Origin of the sequence: Bacillus sp. BR3(2024), assembly GCF_039134555.1 — a bacterium.
Lineage (GTDB): Bacteria > Bacillota > Bacilli > Bacillales > Bacillaceae_G > Bacillus_A > Bacillus_A cereus.
This window is the reverse complement of the sequence record NZ_CP152433.1, coordinates 1,056,117-1,074,156: the sequence shown is the minus strand read 5'-3', so window position 1 is coordinate 1,074,156 and position 18,040 is coordinate 1,056,117. Positions and strand designations below refer to the sequence as shown.

The following is an 18,040-nucleotide window of genomic DNA, read 5'->3' as shown; positions in this document are numbered from 1 at the left end:
AGTTCGTACACGCTAAATTAGAACAAGCTTATTATGTGAATTGCTCTGGATCTTTTTATTTACATAAAAAAACTCTTCTACATAAGAAGAGTTTTACCTATCTTTAAACACTTTCTTCGGTTCACAATCCGTACACTTACAAACCAACACGTACCCTACTTGCTTTTTAGATAAAATAAAAAGCCTCTTTAAGGAAGTACATCTATTAATAAACTAAAATCTTGTAAAGAGAAAGAACTATATTTCATAATACCCTGTACAGCTAAAAGTAAAACAAGACCGATCACACACATATAGTTAACGCTTTCTTCATTCTTTTTTTCAGTAACCACTCCACCACTTATACATAAAATCCCTAGCAAATGGAGCGCTAAATACATGAAAAAATAAGCTTCCTCCCAGCGCAAAATAACATTCACTGTCGTTATTAACACTAGACTAAGTAAAATCAAATAAAAAAACTTATTTGATGATATCGTTTCATTCATATAATTTTATACATCCCTTTCAAATTTCGAATTAATGATGTTTCAAAGCTATAAAGTAAATGATTGTTTTTATACCATAAAACAAAAGGAAAGCCACCATTACTTTCTCGAATACTTTATGAATCCACATATACTTCTCTTCATTCTTTTTGAAGATGCGCTTCATCATTTCTTCTACAATTAGACCAAATATTAGTAAAACCCCGAACACAATAAGAAGAGAAATAATATTTTCTTTTAAATGAGTACTAGAAAATAAGTAATACTCTGGAAACACAATCGTATCTACTACAGGTTGAAGCCAATGACAAACGCTTTTATCACACATATCTGTAATAGACGTAGAATCTATAATGTCTTTTAATATTTTTTCACCCGTCTTCTTCATCTTATTTACTCCCGACTACATCTGAAAAGCTCTTTTCCTGCTCTGCATATATAACCGGCACTTCTTTACTCCAATATTTGCGATTAACAAATAAAAAGATAAGTACTAAGTTTAATCCTGTTATAAAAATAATAAGTCCAGGAAAGAATGTCGTATAATTTGAGAAATCGGCAAAACTAATAATTTTTTCTCTACTTATTAGAAAAGACGCACCTATTACAAATGCATTGTTTAACATATGTATTGCAATTGGCATGAGTAAACTTTTCGTACGAATATATACGATTGACAATACGATGCTGAATATGGCTGCACCGAGGAAATCAACATGTAACAACGCAAACAATATTGCTACAACGATGGTCGCTATGCTCGTTCCCCATTTTGTTGCAAAACGTTGAAGTAAAAATCCGCGAAAAACAAATTCCCCGATAATTGGTGCGATGAATACGACCCTAATGACTTGAGATACATATCCCCCAGTACTATCTACAATTGGTTCATGCAGGGCGTTCATAATAAAGTCCGGTGTAATCCATGCAAAACTATACATATACAAAATAAGATACCCGTAACTAAACATGCATAACATAACCGTAATGTATAAAACTTGTACCAAGTTAAATGTTTCATTTTTATTAACAAATAATGAAAATGAAATGTGGTGCTTTCTATACTCATAAGAAATCCATACCATCGGAAGGATATAGAATATAAGGATATTTATAAAAGAAGAATTTTGTATATGAAATATACTTGTTAGCAAATCGCCACTACTTCTCGCTATTAAAATTAATAGTGCAAATACAATTAAAAAATATCTAGCTCGCATCACTTGAAACGGGTTCACACTCATCTCCTCCCCTATGTTACTTTTATCATATCATTTGATTCTTAATTTTTTGCGAAAGAAAACCTTAAAATTCCCTTAAAAATTCCATAAGTTACAAAATGATGATATGATATTCGAGAAAATTAGGAGGGATGTTTATGTACCAAGCAAATATTTTACTCGTTGATGATGAAACAGCAATTTTACAATTACTAACTACCATTCTTGAAAAAGAAGGCTTTTCTCATATTACAACTGCAACATCAGCTGAAATGGCTTTATCTCTAACTAAGCAAAACAATTACGATTTAATTATTTTAGATGTAATGCTTCCTGGACAATCTGGTTTTGATATTTGTCCAATCATTCGCCAACAAACAGATTGTCCAATTTTCTTCCTATCAGCAAAAGCATCTGATTTAGATAAAATATCCGGATTTTCATACGGTGCAGATGATTATATTACGAAACCATTTAATCCATTAGAAGTAGTAGCACGTATGAAAGCACAGCTTCGGAGACATATGAAACAAACCGTACCACACGAACAAAAACCACACTCAATTTCATTTGGAAGATTTGAAATTGATCAGCACTCTGCAGAACTAACAGTAGATGGGCACATTGTCGAATGTTCTGCTCAACTCTTTCAACTACTACTCTTCTTTTGCGAGAATCCGAACTACGTATTTTCGAAAGAGGAAATATATGAAAAAGTTTGGGGAGCACCTGCCTATAATGGCGATGACAACACTGTTATGGTCCACATTCGAAAACTACGTGAAAAAATTGAACACGATCCAAGTAAACCAGAATATATAAAAACCGTTCGCGGGCTTGGTTATAAGTTCGTTACAAAGTAGGGTGACGATATGAATTTTAATAAACGACTTATTATTCAATTTATCATGCAACACGTTTTTGTTTTAGTTACATTACTTATCGCTGTAGTTGCTGCTTTTACTTATTTAATTTTTCTTCTTACTAGTACTTTATACGAACCTAACATTCCGGATTCTGATAGTTTTACAATTTCAAGATACATCTCTTCAGAAGATGGGCATATTTCGTTACAATCTGAAGTGCAAGATTTAATAAAGGAGAAAAATGATTGGCTCCAAGTTGTAGATGAAAACGGAAAAATCCTCTACCACTTTAATACACCAAATGATGTTCCGGATGCTTATACGAAGACATCTTTAGTCGCATATATACAGCATCATATCGAAAGCAATTATAAATTTACATATTGGGAAATTGAATTAGAAGAAAAGAAAGCACTTGTTATTTATGGTGGTATGTTAAAAAGCAATGCGTTACTGACAGCAATTCAAAAGGAGCATTCCTCTTTAACGATGGATTCGTTCGCATTAACAGATCAAGAAAAACAGTTACTGTCTAAAGAAAAAGCAACACTTCAAATATTTAATCAAAATGGCGAAGAGGTTTTTTCCTATCCAACTGGAAAGAAAAAAACATTTTCAGCAATACAAATTGCCCTTAATGAAAAAGAACCGTGGAATCATAAAGAAAACACGTCTAGCTTTTACGATGCAAATAGTGGCAACCTTCTCGTTGTAACTGCAAAAAATGAGCACTACTATCCAGATGACGAAATTGAAGATGTATTTACTAAGAAGTTTCTCATCGGATGCGGATTAATCCTTCTTATCGTATTTGTTTATTTAGTCATTCTTTCTATTTGGTACGGTAATAAATTCGGGAAACCGTTATTACATGCGATGCGCTGGCTTAAAAATATCGCTGGTGGAAAATATGAAGAACCTATTAGTAAAAAAGGAAAACCCGTCAGGTTCCGGCGATCTGGTAAAGAAAAATGGTCATTCCGTTTGTTTAGAGATGTAACAAGTTCACTAGAACACCTTTCTATTACACTCAAAAAAAATGATGCGATGAGGCAAGTCCTCCAGCAAACACGAGAAGAATGGATTACCGGTCTAACACACGACTTAAAAACACCACTTAGCTCTATATATGGCTACGCATTATTACTCGAATCGAATCAATATAACTGGACTGATCGTGATATTCAGCAATTTGGTAGTGTTATGAAAGAGAAATCTCAATATATGACGACATTAATTGATGATTTAAGCTTAACGTATCAATTAAAAAATAACAGCCTTCCTGCCCAACACGTAAACGTTGAAATCAATCAGTTCGTCCAAAAAGTATTATTGCAATTTATTAACAATCCAACACTTCAAAATCAAAATATTGAATTCGTACCGAGCTCAAATAAAATTCAATATTTCATTGAAGAAAAATGGTTCCAGCGTATTATCGAAAACTTACTAGTAAATGCTGTAAAACATAATAACGAAACAACTACTGTCATCGTAAAATTATCACAAAACGCTAATTCCTTTACACTCTCCATTTCAGATGATGGAAAAGGAATGGATGAAAAAACGAAAGAACTTCTATTTGAACGATATTACCGCGGAACAAACACAGAAGAAAGCAACATCGGAACTGGACTTGGCCTAGCCATTACAAAACAGCTCGTTCATGCTCATAACGGGACAATTTCCGTTGATAGTGCACTCGGAAAAGGAACGACGATTATTCTTGTGTTTCCGTTTCGTTCGTAGGAAAGACGCTATGTGGCGTCTTTTTTTCTTTTCTGAGAGAGTTTTGCGGTAATTGAAATTATGCAGATCGTTTTTTGGGGGTGTTTTAGCGGTATATGAAATTATATCGGCGATTTTTTGAATATATCGGCGCAACTCGAATTATATCAGCGATTTTTTGAATATATCAGCGCAACTCGAATTATATCAGCGATTTTCTAGATATATCGACTTACCGACAAAAACCGACAATACTAACCTACTTCCTCTACTACTATACAAAGTAAAAATAACCCTTCATAACTCACTATGAAAGGTCACTCCATATTTCAGCTATTTCCCTACTAACACAAACACATTCTCATCAGGTGCTTCCATTACTGCAACATGTCCTGATTCTGTTGGAAATGGTTCGTGAATCCACTTTACATCTTTATTATCTTTTAAACTCTCATACGTTTGTTGTACATCTTCTACTAATACTTCGACTTCCGTAAAATTAATATCCGGATGATTGCTTATTACTAACTCCGAACTTTTCTCATCTGGAAATTTCAATCCTATTAACGTCCAAATAGCTCCTTCTTCTAGTTCTCTTTCTATCATCCAGTTTTGCTTCATTCCCATTTCTTTATAGAAAGAAACTGATCTTTCTATATCTTTCGTATGTATAGATACACATTCTAGTTTTTTGAACATTTTCCCATTTCTCCTTTTATGAAAAAGCGAACCATCTCCCAATGATTCGCTCTTACCCTATTATTTTTTCTTCACCGGTATCCAAAGCTCTACTTGTGCAAACTCACTCTTATCTTCGTGGCAACGCTCATCGTACAGTTCAAACTCTGTAACTCCGCAATGTTCATACCCTGAATGCGGGAACCATTCTGAGAATACTGCATTCCACGTTTGGTGAATAGACGATACCATTTCTTTATGAGGAACTTTCGGCGTTGTAAATACTGCATATGTTGCTGCAGGGAAAGTACGCTTTGCAATTTCATTTGGTACATTTTCAAAGTCTGTAACTTCCATTCCAATAATATAAGTGAAGTCCCCTGTTTCTAAATTAAAATCAGTACATAATCCAAGCTCTACCCATTGGCTCGTATCTTTACGATTCGGAATCGTTGTTCCAAGATCTTTTTGTAAATATTCTTGCCAAAATGCTGGGATGTCTTGATGGTTCTTCCCCTCTTTACTTGTCGTCTTCAGTTCATAACCTGCCATTAAAAATTCTGGTTTATTTACAATACGATATTCCATTTGTATGCCTCCTAAATACCGATTTAATTTTCTTTGCTTTACATTCACGCTGTAATACATCGGTGTTTCAATTTCTTGTTTTCGATATTCACTCGGTGTCATTTGAAATAATTTCTTAAAGGCTCTCGTGAACGTTTCGTGAGATTGAAAGCCATGCTCAAATGCGATATCAATAACTTTTTCATCCGTATGAGAAAGTTGATAAGCTGCCCGGGCTAACCTCCGCTTTCGAACATACTCCATTACTGTATCACCTACTAATGCCTGAAATACACGATGAAAATGCGACTCAGAAAAACCTGCAATACGTGCTAAATTACGCAGCGTCTGTTTTTCCATTACATCTTCCTCAATATAATCAATTGACCTTTGAATTTGTGTTTCATAGCTTTCCATCTCTGTTCACCCGCCTTATATGTATTATGATAAAAGAGAATCCTATCCAATTCTTGACGTTTTTTACTATAATTCCATAAAAAATTGTAACTTTTTTATATGTATTTCGTTGTTATGTATGAAGGGAGGGAGGGAAATGTAGTGAAACGCAAACAATCATTAGAAGACATTTACTCCGAGCATATGCAAGATTTATTTCGCTATCTTCTCTCCCTAACCGGAGATTCCCACTATGCGGAAGATCTCATGCAAGAAACCTTTTACCGAATGCTCGTCCATATTGACTATTATAAAGGAGAAGAAATTAGGCCGTGGTTATTTACAATTGCCTACAATGCCTTTATCGATTGGTATCGTAAAGAAAAGAAATATAAAACAACAGAAGTTGCAGAATTCCATTTACCAAACGTTCCAAGTACAGAACATGAATATTTCGTAAAATTTGAGATTGCTAGTTGGTTAGAAAGTTTATCTTCTCTTCCGCTCGAACGACGAAATGCCCTGCTACTACGAGATTACTATGGATTCTCCTATAAGGAAATAGCAGAAATGACTGGTCTCTCATTAGCGAAAGTGAAAATTGAATTACACAGGGGACGAAAAGAAATAAAAAGCATAAAGGAGTGATACAGATGGGCTGTGCAGAATTTAAAAAACTATGGAAGAAGTATGAAAATGGAACGCTCACGCATGATGAACAAGAACTGTTAGAAAGTCATATTGAGTCATGTGAAGAGTGTGAAGCTTACTTAGATGAGCTGTTAACAAAAACAGAACCAATTAAGAAAAAGTTACCTCCAAAAGATCTTAAAATTCCTTTTTGGAGAATTAAGTGGAAACATCGTTTACAAACGTTTGGTTTTATATTATCAATTTGCATCGTTATCTATATAATCGGCGGGGTATTATCAGCCTTTTATTTTCAAGCTAATAATGATAAAAGGCTAAAAGAAATTAGAGAGGTTCCTTCGCTGGCACTTGAAGCAACTATCCCAAATAGCCGCGTTATGGGAGGCGGAACAAGTGTAGAAGCTTTTTTCCGTACGAATAGCCAATTTGATTTAGTAAGAACCGTCGGTAAAAAAGAAATGCCACTTGGTACAATAGAAACAAAAAGCTTCTTATCATCTGTAGATATCACGAAGCAAACTTGGATGAATCCGTTCTATCAACCAAAACTCTTCTTTGTTCATCCCAAAACAGAGCAGGGTGATTATTTAAAGGATTCATCAAAAAAAGTATGGGATACACTTGCAAAAGTACATGATGGAACCGTTGCAGAAGTAGCAATTTCTTTTGATAAAGCTTACACTTTAAAAGAATTAGAACCGCTTTTATATAGCATATTCGAGGCACAAGAACTCCCTCCAACTCCTGTATGGTACGCTTTAGATACAGGACAAGAAAGAAAAAATGTAGATGACTATATCCTACATGGCGGAGAAGCTATAGGGTTTCCAGAACATGTAAGATTCCTCGATAATGAAACTGACGGGCAGAAAACGCAAGAAGACAAAGTAACCGAAATGATGCGCGTTCTTTCTATCCATAAAAAAACGGTAAGCAAAATAGCAGCGCTTTCTGAGAAAGAACTAAACTTAGATAAACGTTATCAATATGTAAAGGATAACGGTGTAAAAGTATACGGAATTGTTATTACTGGCCCATCGAAAGAGTTATTAAAATTACAAAACTCCCCGCACGTACGTTATGCGACTCTTGGAGATATTGAGATTTGGAATTGGTTTGATAATTAATAAAAAAGAAGTAGCGCTCTAAAAAAGATGCGCTACTTCTTTTTTATTCCGAAATCAATTTCACATACATCCCTCTCACCGCTTTTTCATAAGCAATATCACTCATCTGTCTTATGTTTTCTGACACAACAGACGACTGAACGATTTTTCCTTCACGAAGTAACGGCGGATCAATAAGACGCACTTTATTTTTCTGATGTAAATCATAATCGTTTCTATCTTCTTTTACTTTTACATTTCGATGAACTTTGCTTAATAAAGCTTCTACTTCGGGGTCATTACATTGTTGCAATTTCGAAATAAGCTCCTCATCTTCAAGAAGAAAATCATCTGCATGAATAATCCTTTTATGAAGAGCTACCTTTAACGTTTTCGCTAACATATCATTTCCGTAAATATTCATTGGTTCCATAAAGAAATCGATTACTTCCTTGTAATACGTTTCTGTAAACCATTCTGCCATTTCGACACTTTGAACAACCATTTTCCCATCTACAGCGATGACATCTTCTAAAAAACTGTGAACTTCTTCTAAAGAAACATACCCATATGTATACATATCTCGTAATGTATAATCCACTCTGTCTGCGCATAATTCTGGTGCTGACCTTTCGAGTAACGTCCATTTCGAATCATCTAACAAAATATCTTCATAGTTATAACCATACTTCGCAAGAATCGCTGGAATTTCTGAGTTTTTCACAACAGAACTAAATATCTCTTCATGATAACTTTCATCTTCATTATCAAAAACGTAATCAATCACATGGGAAAAAGCAGTATGCGATACGTCATGCAGTAAACTAGCAATCTGTTCTTCTACTGAACCACCTAATTTTTTAACTAATAACATAACACCAACTGAATGATCAAAGCGCGTTACATTCCATTTCTCGTTCATTAAGTAACTTGCGCCATTTTGATGAATACCTTTTAGCCTTTGCATAGACTTACTTGAAATTAATTCTTCTACTACTTGATCCACTTCAAATTCTCCGTATAGTACATCTGATATGATCACTTACAATCCCCCTTTATTTTAATCGAGTCTTATAATCTTATCTCTTTTATGAAATTAGCACCAACATAAATATTTATTGTTATTTGTTTTTATTAAAAAAAATAGAGAGCCATCAGCTCTCTATTTCATAACCCCTATTCAAATGTAACTTCTACCTGCACAATCTCCGACCTACTACCAAGTCTAAGCGGTGGTCCCCAAAACCCAAATCCAGAAGAAACAATTGCGTGGAACGCGCCTTTTTGTGCGTATCCCCAGTCTAGCTCGTACATTCTTCTCGTTACAATATGATTGGGCGCCATTTGTCCGCGGTGCGTATGACCGGATAATAATAAATCTACACCTGCCGCTGCTGCTTGTTTCAACTCAAATGGCTGGTGATCCATTGCGATAACAGGCATCGATTTATCTACCGTACTCATTAATTGTTCAAAGCTTTGACGATCTCGCTCTGTTTTATCTCTTCTTCCAACGAGATAAAAGTCATCTTCAATTGTAATTACTTCATCTAAAAGAATACGAATATCAATCTTATCCATCTCTTGTAAAAACTCTGGAACCGCTCTACCATAGTATTCATGGTTCCCTAAAACACCATATACGCCTAATGGTGCTTTCATTTGTTTCATGATTGGTCCCATATTCTTTTGAATGAACACACCTGGATGATCATCGATAATATCACCTGGCAGTAAAATAATATCAGGTTCCATCTCATTTACATGACGAACAAGCCTTTTTAAATGCGAAACGCCAGACAGTTTACCGAAATGCATATCAGAAGCCATCGCAATGCGTAAACTTTTACGTCCCTCTACTTTTTTCGGTATGTGCACCTCGTACTTTCTAACTACTGGGCTATATGCGTTGAATACTCCGTATGCAAAAATAAAGATAAACGCAAGTAACACGGCCGTTCCTGTCCAAATAATTGCCGCTTCTTTCTCTACTGAAAACTGTAAAAGAAAGACCATAATATTAGCTACTGGCAACAGCATAAGCGCATATTGTATAACCGCAAACCAAATCGAACCTATCGTTCGCAGAAATGGCAAAAACTTAAACACTTGCACGAGAATGTACGCATATGAAATAAATGCAACTATAAAAGCATAATATCCCCAAGATTCCCAGCCAAATACCGCATGAAGCCAAACCCATCCGTTCCAGCCGATGTAAAACATAAGTAGTGTGTATATAATTAATATGGTAAATATATTGAGATAACGAAGATTCTTCACAGCCAGCCTCCTTATTGATTTCTTTTATTATAACTTGTTATGCACTTATAACGTAAATATTAAGCACTTCAATCTTCAGAATAAGAACATTGATAAACATATTGTCTTAAAATTTTTAAGAACGGCTGTAATGGACATTTTTGAGTCTTAAGTGTTGGATGAAATTCTATTATCTTTATCCTTCAAAACTCATCTATGCAATTATGCATAACCATCCATTCCGTTTTATTTTCATGTTACGATATAAATGTAATACGACATATATCGACAAAGATAAAAGGAAGTGATTGTATGAAACGTTCTAAAACATACTTAAAATGTTTAGCATTATCCGCTGTTTTTGCTAGTAGCGCTGTAACTCTTTCAACACCTGCTGCTTATGCTCAAACAACATCGCAAGTTGTAACAGATATCGGACAAAACGCAAAAACACATACGAGCTATAATACATTTAATAATGATCAAGCTGATAATATGACAATGTCTTTAAAGGTAACTTTTATCGATGACCCAAGCGCTGATAAACAGATTGCCGTTATTAATACAACTGGTAGTTTTCTAAAAGCAAATCCTACTATAAGTGATGCACCTATTGATAACTACCCAATCCCTGGCGCTAGTGCAACATTACGTTATCCTTCACAATATGATGTTGCATTTAACCTTCAAGATAACAGCGCTCGTTTCTTTAACGTAGCACCTACAAATGCTGTAGAAGAAACGACTGTAACATCTAGCGTATCTTATCAACTTGGTGGCTCTGTTAAAGCTTCTGTAACGCCTAATGGCCCTAGCGGTGAAGCTGGTGCAACTGGTCAAGTCACTTGGTCTGACTCTGTAAGCTATAAACAAACTAGTTATAAAACAAATTTAATTGACCAAACAAACAAAAACGTAAAGTGGAACGTATTCTTTAACGGATATAACAATCAAAACTGGGGTATTTACACACGTGACTCCTATCATTCTTTATATGGAAACCAACTTTTCATGTACTCTCGCACATACCTATATGAATCTGATGCAAAAGGTAATTTAATACCGATGGATCAACTTCCAGCGCTAACAAATAGCGGTTTCTCTCCTGGTATGATCGCTGTTGTTATCTCTGAAAAAAATACAGATCAATCTAACTTACAAGTCGCTTATACAAAACACGCCGACGATTACCAACTTCGTCCAGGCTACACATTCGGAACTGCAAACTGGGTTGGAAACAACGTAAAAGACGTTGATCAAAAAACATTTAATAAATTGTTCACACTAGATTGGAAGAATAAGAAATTAGTAGAGAAAAAATAAAGAAAACCGAACCTCCATTTAGATGGTGGTTCGGTTTTTATTTAAATTACAAAATCCTCCGGAATAAACACTTTCACTTCTTTCGGCTGTACGTATACGAAATCACCCGCTTGAATGTTCAGCTGTTTGAACTGTTCTTTCGTAATTTCTGCTTCTAAATATTCATCTGTTCCGTCTCGTTTTAATTCTACATATACGACAGGTCCGACTGCGTGAGAATAAGATACTTTTGCCGGGATTGCATCTATGCTTTTTTTCGTACGAGAGATTGATAAGTCATGCGGCCTTACGTAGGCTATTCCGTCTACGTTGGAAACGTGCTTATGCTCTGGTGCTTCTAGTTCGACCGATCCTACATTTAGCTTTCCTTTATGAACGCGGCCGTGAAATAAATTTACATTTCCTAAAAAATCGTAAACGAACGGGCTTGCTGGGTTTTCATATACTTCTTCCGGTGTTCCCATTTGTTCAATGCGACCTTCATTCATTACAACAATACGGTCTGCAACGTCTAACGCTTCTTCTTGGTCATGCGTTACGAATACGCTCGTAATTTGAAATTCGTCATGTAATTTTCGGAGCCATCTTCGTAATTCTTTTCTCACCTTTGCATCGAGTGCACCGAACGGTTCATCAAGTAATAAAATTTTCGGTTCGACTGCAAGTGCCCGGGCTAGTGCAATACGTTGACGTTGTCCACCAGATAATTGCACTGGATAACGTTTAGCAAAGCCATCCATTTTTACGAGCTTTAATAATTCTGTTACCTTTTCTTCTATCGCTTCTGCTGACGGTCTTAAGCTTTTCTTTCTTACTTTTAAACCGAAAGCGACATTCTCAAATACATTCATATGCTTAAAGAGCGCATAGTGCTGAAAGACGAAACCGACTTGCCTGTTTTTCACGTGAATGTCTGTTAAATCTTCTCCATCAAATGAAACAGAGCCTCCATCCGCTTCTTCTAATCCTGCAATAATGCGTAATAACGTCGTTTTCCCAGAACCTGACGGGCCTAATAAGGCAACAAGTTCACCTTTTGGAATATCCAAATGAATGTCTGTTAGTGCTTGAAATGTACCATATTGCTTTGATACACCTTGAATTTGAATACTCACCGTAATCCCCCTTATTGTCGTTTTTCCATTCGCCATTCAATCCAGTTTTTTATAACGAGTGTAAACACTGCAATTAATGACATTAACGTCGCTACTGCAAATGCTGCTGAAAATTGATATTCATTGTACAAAATTTCAATATGGAGCGGCATCGTGTTCGTAATGCCACGCACGTGACCTGATACGACAGAAACGGCTCCAAACTCACCGATAGCACGGGCATTACATAGAATCATGCCGTATAAAAGACCCCATTTTATATTTGGAAGCGTAACGCGCCAAAACATTTTCCAGCCACTTGCGCCAAGTGATAAAGCTGCCTCTTCTTCACTTTTCCCTTGCGCCTGCATAACCGGAATTAATTCACGTGCAACGAACGGGAAGGTTACAAAGATTGTTGCGATAATAATGCCTGGTACAGAGAAAATGAGTTTCACTCCATGTTCAAGTAACCATTCGCCAAGAGCACCCCTCGGTGTGAAAAGTAAGACGAATACTAATCCTGCGATAACTGGTGACACAGCAAACGGCAGTTCAATAAGAGAGAGTAATACTTGTTTTCCTTTAAACTGAAACTTTGTAATAAGCCATGCCGCTGCGATTCCGAATACCGTATTCAGCGGTACAACGATTAACGTAACGAGAAGCGTTAACCTAATTGCTGAAAATGCTTCTTGATCTGTAATAGCGGCAATGTATACATCCATCCCTCTTTCAAAGGCTTTTAGAAAAATAGTTATGAGTGGCAGTAATAGAAAGAGAGATAAAAATAAAACTGTAATCGTAATTAATATGCCTGGTACAAGCTTAGATTCTTTTTTAGCTGATACGCTTTTTACTATTTTCTTTTCTAATAATGTTGGTTCCATTTTCTCTCCTCCTATTCACTTTTTAGTTCATGCCTTCTACTCCAGCTTTGAATCATATTAATAAGAAGAAGGAAAAGGAGGGAAATAATAAGCATCACGGTCGCTACAGCTGTTGCCCCCGCGTAATCATATTGTTCTAGTTTCGTCATAATCATCAGTGGTGCAATTTCTGTTTTCATCGGCATATTACCTGCGATGAAAACGACAGATCCGTATTCTCCTAATGCTCTTGCAAATGCGAGTGAAAAACCGGCAAGAAGAGCGGGAAAGATTTCTGGTAAAATGATTTTCACAAATATTTGCAAGCGGGATGCACCTAAACTCGAAGCCGCCTCTTCTACTTCTTTATCAATATTTTGCAGCACTGGTTGCACCATTCGAACGACAAATGGTAAACCGATAAAAGTAAGCGCAACGATAATTCCGAGTGGTGTAAAAGCTACTTTTATATGAAACAGACTAAATATTTTCCCAATCCATCCATTTTCCGCATAAAGCGTTGTAAGTGTAATACCAGCTACAGCTGTCGGAAGTGCAAACGGTAAATCAATGAGTCCATCTAATAGTCGTTTCCCTGGAAACTTGTAGCGTACGAGCACCCAAGCTATTAATAAACCGAAAATGGCATTTACAATAGCAGCTGCAAATGAAGTTGTAAAACTAACTTGATAGGAATGCAACACACGCTCGTTCGTTATAACCCCAGCGAACTTCTTCCAACCTAACTGTGAAGTTTGAATAAATACGATAGAAAGTGGTATAAGTACGAATAAGCTCATGTACAACATTGTAAATCCAAGCGATAATCCAAACCCTGGTAAAACACGCTTCTTCCTCATCCTCTTTCACCTCATCCCCCTTTAGCAGTACGCATTATTTTTGATAAATTTTATCGAATACGCCGCCGTCATTAAAGTGTTTTTCTTGTGCTTTTTTCCAGCCACCAAATAGTTCATCTACTGTAAATAATTGAACTTTCGGAAATTGAGATGCATATTTTTCTGCTACTTTTTCATTACGTGGACGATAAAAGTTTTTTGCCGCAATTTCCTGTCCTTTTTCTGAGTACAAATATTCAAGATACCCTTCTGCTACTTTTTTCGTTCCTTTTTTATCAACGACTTTATCTACAACCGCTACTGGTGGTTCTGCAAGTACACTAATAGAAGGGGTTACAATTTCAAATTTATCTTTTCCAAGCTCTTTTTGGGATAATAACGCTTCATTTTCCCATGCGATTAATACGTCACCAATTCCTTTTTCAACAAATGTTGTCGTTGCTCCGCGCGCTCCTGAATCTAATACTTCTACGTTTTTATAAATTTGGCTAACAAACTCTTTCGCCTTATCTTCACTATTATTATATTTTTTCAGTGCGTATCCCCACGCCGCTAAATAGTTCCAACGTGCCCCGCCTGATGTTTTTGGGTTTGGTGTAATGACAGACACACCTTTTTTCGTTAAATCATCCCAGTCTTTAATACCTTTCGGGTTTCCTTTTCGAACAAGAAATACAATTGTTGACGTGTATGGAGTGGAATTATTCGCAAGTCGCTTCTGCCAATCTTCTGCTAATTGTTTTTTCTTACTAATCGCATCAATATCATAAGCAAGTGCTAGTGTAACAACGTCTGCTTCTAAGCCATCAATAACAGAGCGCGCTTGACTTCCAGATCCCCCGTGTGATTGTTTTACATTTACTGTTTGCCCATGCTTCTCTTTCCAATACTTCGCAAAATCTTTATTGAAATCTTGATATAACTCCCTCGTTGGATCATAAGAAACATTTAAAAGCTCAACTGTTTTTTTATCTCCACTTCCTTCAGAATTACTAGTGGATGTTGCCGAACCACACCCTGATAAAAGTACAACTGCTGATAATAAAACACCTGTACTTTTCATAAACGCTGTCTTACCCCACTTTTTCATCGTTAAGCCCCCTTAGTTATACAATAGAAAAAGGCACACAATATATTCACAAATGTGAACATTGTGCGCCTTCAGTTTATCTGATTAGCTTCTAATGTATTGTATTCGATTTCTTTTCATTTTAATTCTGTAATTCATATGTGTCAACTTGGAATTTGAATTTTCTTGCTAAACTAAAATATTGGCATACTTCGAGCCCAATGATTTTTCAAATCAGCAAATTCTTTTGGTAACTTACTATTTTCATTCCATTCTAATTTATATGTATTTACTAACAACGTAGCCATTGATTCACGGTTCATTACTCCATTTTGATTAAAATTACCGTTCTTATCATTTTCAGAGTTCATCCATAATTTCACAAATAAGATATTGCACTCGCCGTAAGCGTTAATCCCTTCTGTTCTATGTATATCTCCTCCTTGTTGGTCATATGAAGCTTTAAATATATGGCACCACAGCTTAATCAATACATAAAAAATGAGGCAACCACCTTCAAAGATGGTTGCCTCATTTTTACACTTGCATCGCTTTCTCTCTCAATGCTCTTCTTAACAACTTACCAGTCGTATTCTTCGGTAATTCTATTAAAAACTCAATGCTTTTCGGCACTTTATATTTCGCTAAATGTAACGTACAGTAATGCATTAGTTCTTCTTCTGTTACGTTTGCTTGCTTCAAAACGACGTACGCTCGCACAGCTTCTCCTAAGTTTTCATCAGGAACACCGATTACGACAACTTCCGCTACTGATTCGTGCGTATATAATACTTCTTCTACTTCACGAGGGTATACGTTATAACCGCCAACTAAGACGATATCTTTTTTACGATCCACGATATAGAAGTAACCTTCTTCATCCATTTTCGCCAAGTCACCTGTATATAGCCAGCCGTCTTTCAATGTCGCAGCTGTATCTTCTGGTGCATTATAGTATCCTTTCATAACGTTAGGTCCGCGAACAATTAATTCACCGACTGCGCCGACAGGTACTTCTTCCCCAAGTTCATTTACAATTTTATTTTCTACATGCCAAATATTTGTGCCAATTGATCCTGGTTTCCGAGGACGATCTAGCGGATTGAAACAAGTAACTGGTGATGCTTCTGATAAACCGTATCCTTCTGAAACAATAACGTTAAAACGTTTTTCAAAGTTTTGCAGAAGAGCAACAGGCATCGATGCACCACCGGAAATACAAAGGCGAAGCGTCTTCACATCTTCTGCGCTTGCTTCTTCAAATAAATATAAATAATTGTACATCGTCGGTACGCCAGCAAAGATCGTTGGTTCGTACGTGCGACAAATACGGAATACTTCTTTCGGACTAAATTTCGGTAACATTAAAATCGTTGCCCCGTTCACAATCGGTGCATTTACCGCAACTGTTAAACAGAATACATGGAACATAGGCAGTGCCGCAACAACGCGGTCATCAGCCGTATATTGTAAATACGACGCCACATCGTTCGCATTACTATATAAATTTTTATGTGTTAACATAGCGCCTTTCGGTTTTCCAGTTGTGCCCGATGTGTATAGAATAACCGCTACATCTTCTTCATCTAGTTCAGGACCTTCGTAAGTTGTATCTCCAGTCCCCACAAAACTAGTAAACGTTTTCATTTTTTCGGTTTCTGTATGGTTAAAATCTGATGAGGTTTCACATATGATGATGTTTTCTAATGAAGGAAGTCTTGTTGTAAGAGATTGTATAACAGGTAGAAGGACGTCGAGTACGATGATTGTTTTTACATCTCCATTTTGTAAAATATAATGCATTTCGTCTGCTGTATAAATTGGATTAACTGGAATAACAGTTGCTCCGGCTTTCATTGTTCCGTATAAACCGACCAAATAATGTGGTGAGTTCCCAACAACTAATGCGACATTGTCCCCTTTTCCAATGCCCATTTCTGCTAAATTGCTAGAAAACCTTGTGACCATTTTGTTTAATTGGTCATATGAGACCGACTGATCCATAAATATATAAGCCGGTTTTTCCCCCTTCTTTTTTGCCGTTTCAGCCAAAGATTGAACGAGATTCACAAAAACCCCACCTTTATAAAATTTAGAATATTTAAAAATTCTAAATTAATTATATTAAAAGAAAATTAAAGTGGCAAGTGATATTCTATTAACTGCATATAGACAGATCACCTTCTCTTAGTTTACTTTGGAAAAATAAGGGGATTTTATTTACAAGTAATTTATAACACTAGACCAAAAATCATTTTAGGATAATATGCGTTCATCTTTTCTCTAAGTTTAGTAAGTTCCTCTTTATTTAACGTCGTATGCTCTCCAAACAAGTTAATCGCGTCCGCCCCATCTTCATGAAAATACACCGTCACATATAATGCCGGTAACCCTATATTGTCTTCATCTATTGATAAGACGACATCTGGTGTTTTATTAACAGTGCTGAATGTTTCATTTCTTTTCCACTTCTTATTTTGAAACATGTCTTGTATATCATGTATCTTTCGTTTGTTATCTGTATGCGTAAAATATATAACATTATCCTCCGCTGGTTTTCCGATAGACAAAATTATACGACTTGAGGGCGATCCACTGCTACACGCTGTCATTCCGACGACGAAGCTGAGTAATAATACAACGTACATTACCCTTTTCATTTCGATTCGCCTCCTTTTGTATATATATATTCCTTTACGAGGGGCGAATGTCCTGTGATTTTATGTTTTGTGGTAAATGAAATTATATGAGAGATTTTTCAGTTATATCAGCGCAGCTCGATTTATATCGGCGATTTTTCAAATATATCAGCGCAACTCCATTTATATCAGCGATTTTCCAGTTATATCGACTTACCGACAAA

Annotated in this window: 19 protein-coding genes and 1 pseudogene; 6 read left to right on the top strand and 14 right to left on the bottom strand. The window is 36.1% G+C overall.

Features of this window, described 5'->3' with window-relative positions:
* Positions 1-188 precede the first annotated feature (188 nt).
* Genes V7S45_RS05560 through V7S45_RS05550 form a run of 3 tightly spaced genes read right to left on the bottom strand, consistent with a single transcriptional unit; the run spans position 189 to position 1,726 of the window.
* Positions 189-488: a DUF2101 family protein gene (locus V7S45_RS05560; protein ID WP_001006050.1), complete on the bottom strand. Its 300-nt coding sequence runs from the start codon at positions 486-488 to the stop codon at positions 189-191.
* Positions 489-519: 31 nt separating this feature from the next.
* The gene (locus V7S45_RS05555) at positions 520-876 is read right to left on the bottom strand and encodes a hypothetical protein (RefSeq protein ID WP_257115920.1); all 357 of its coding nucleotides are present in this window, start codon (positions 874-876) and stop codon (positions 520-522) included.
* 1 nt (position 877) lies between these two features.
* Positions 878-1,726 (bottom strand): type II CAAX endopeptidase family protein, encoded by an 849-nt coding sequence (locus V7S45_RS05550; RefSeq protein WP_001067984.1) that lies wholly within the window; start codon positions 1,724-1,726, stop codon positions 878-880.
* Between the two features lie 140 nt (positions 1,727-1,866).
* Here V7S45_RS05550 and V7S45_RS05545 point away from each other — a divergent pair, with 140 nt between their 5' ends.
* Together V7S45_RS05545 and V7S45_RS05540 are read left to right on the top strand one after the other, a co-directional pair.
* Positions 1,867-2,571 carry a response regulator transcription factor gene (locus V7S45_RS05545; protein ID WP_000283870.1) on the top strand — a complete coding sequence of 235 codons (705 nt, stop codon included), beginning with the start codon at positions 1,867-1,869 and terminating at the stop codon, positions 2,569-2,571.
* A gap of 9 nt (positions 2,572-2,580) precedes the next feature.
* Positions 2,581-4,323 carry a HAMP domain-containing sensor histidine kinase gene (locus V7S45_RS05540; protein WP_001010440.1) on the top strand — a complete coding sequence of 581 codons (1,743 nt, stop codon included), beginning with the start codon at positions 2,581-2,583 and terminating at the stop codon, positions 4,321-4,323.
* A gap of 312 nt (positions 4,324-4,635) precedes the next feature.
* On the opposite strand, the gene V7S45_RS05535 is transcribed toward V7S45_RS05540, so the two are convergent.
* Positions 4,636-5,001, bottom strand: a complete 366-nt coding sequence (locus V7S45_RS05535) for a VOC family protein (RefSeq protein ID WP_342761689.1) — start codon at positions 4,999-5,001, stop codon at positions 4,636-4,638.
* Between the two features lie 60 nt (positions 5,002-5,061).
* Positions 5,062-5,964 (bottom strand): AraC family transcriptional regulator, encoded by a 903-nt coding sequence (locus V7S45_RS05530; RefSeq protein WP_257115918.1) that lies wholly within the window; start codon positions 5,962-5,964, stop codon positions 5,062-5,064.
* Between the two features lie 141 nt (positions 5,965-6,105).
* Here V7S45_RS05530 and V7S45_RS05525 point away from each other — a divergent pair, with 141 nt between their 5' ends.
* Together V7S45_RS05525 and V7S45_RS05520 are read left to right on the top strand one after the other, a co-directional pair.
* A complete protein-coding gene (locus tag V7S45_RS05525) occupies positions 6,106-6,591 on the top strand; it encodes an RNA polymerase sigma factor (RefSeq protein WP_257115917.1) in 486 nt (161 codons plus the stop codon).
* 5 nt (positions 6,592-6,596) lie between these two features.
* A complete protein-coding gene (locus V7S45_RS05520; RefSeq protein WP_025966997.1) occupies positions 6,597-7,721 on the top strand; it encodes an anti-sigma factor in 1,125 nt (374 codons plus the stop codon).
* A gap of 43 nt (positions 7,722-7,764) precedes the next feature.
* On the opposite strand, the gene V7S45_RS05515 is transcribed toward V7S45_RS05520, so the two are convergent.
* On the bottom strand, positions 7,765-8,742 hold the full coding sequence (locus V7S45_RS05515) for an HD domain-containing protein (RefSeq protein ID WP_257115916.1): 978 nt from the start codon (positions 8,740-8,742) through the stop codon (positions 7,765-7,767).
* A 134-nt stretch (positions 8,743-8,876) separates the two neighbouring features.
* On the bottom strand, positions 8,877-9,983 hold the full coding sequence (locus tag V7S45_RS05510; RefSeq protein WP_342761688.1) for a metallophosphoesterase: 1,107 nt from the start codon (positions 9,981-9,983) through the stop codon (positions 8,877-8,879).
* Positions 9,984-10,017: 34 nt separating this feature from the next.
* On the opposite strand from V7S45_RS05510, the pseudogene V7S45_RS05505 reads away from it, so the two are divergent.
* Positions 10,018-10,131: pseudogene (locus V7S45_RS05505) on the top strand (TetR family transcriptional regulator); the annotation flags it as partial.
* Between the two features lie 143 nt (positions 10,132-10,274).
* On the top strand, positions 10,275-11,285 hold the full coding sequence (gene cytK2 / locus V7S45_RS05500) for a beta-channel forming cytolysin CytK2 (RefSeq protein ID WP_000830629.1): 1,011 nt from the start codon (positions 10,275-10,277) through the stop codon (positions 11,283-11,285).
* A 41-nt stretch (positions 11,286-11,326) separates the two neighbouring features.
* On the opposite strand, the gene V7S45_RS05495 is transcribed toward cytK2, so the two are convergent.
* From V7S45_RS05495 to V7S45_RS05465, 7 genes are all read right to left on the bottom strand, one after another.
* The gene (locus V7S45_RS05495) at positions 11,327-12,400 is read right to left on the bottom strand and encodes a sulfate/molybdate ABC transporter ATP-binding protein (RefSeq protein WP_257115915.1); all 1,074 of its coding nucleotides are present in this window, start codon (positions 12,398-12,400) and stop codon (positions 11,327-11,329) included.
* An 11-nt stretch (positions 12,401-12,411) separates the two neighbouring features.
* Entirely contained in the window at positions 12,412-13,269 is an 858-nt protein-coding gene (gene cysW, locus V7S45_RS05490) for a sulfate ABC transporter permease subunit CysW (protein ID WP_000433829.1), read from the bottom strand.
* A gap of 11 nt (positions 13,270-13,280) precedes the next feature.
* Complete coding sequence (gene cysT / locus V7S45_RS05485) at positions 13,281-14,108, bottom strand: sulfate ABC transporter permease subunit CysT (RefSeq protein WP_001227879.1); 828 nt, start codon at positions 14,106-14,108, stop codon at positions 13,281-13,283.
* 34 nt (positions 14,109-14,142) lie between these two features.
* Positions 14,143-15,198 (bottom strand): sulfate ABC transporter substrate-binding protein, encoded by a 1,056-nt coding sequence (locus V7S45_RS05480; RefSeq protein WP_000758702.1) that lies wholly within the window; start codon positions 15,196-15,198, stop codon positions 14,143-14,145.
* A gap of 173 nt (positions 15,199-15,371) precedes the next feature.
* Complete coding sequence (locus V7S45_RS05475; RefSeq protein WP_044796109.1) at positions 15,372-15,548, bottom strand: hypothetical protein; 177 nt, start codon at positions 15,546-15,548, stop codon at positions 15,372-15,374.
* 166 nt (positions 15,549-15,714) lie between these two features.
* Positions 15,715-17,247, bottom strand: coding sequence for a fatty acid--CoA ligase family protein (locus tag V7S45_RS05470; protein ID WP_001055203.1), 1,533 nt, complete (start codon positions 17,245-17,247; stop codon positions 15,715-15,717).
* 161 nt (positions 17,248-17,408) lie between these two features.
* Positions 17,409-17,837 (bottom strand): hypothetical protein, encoded by a 429-nt coding sequence (locus V7S45_RS05465; protein ID WP_098283249.1) that lies wholly within the window; start codon positions 17,835-17,837, stop codon positions 17,409-17,411.
* Positions 17,838-18,040 lie beyond the last annotated feature (203 nt).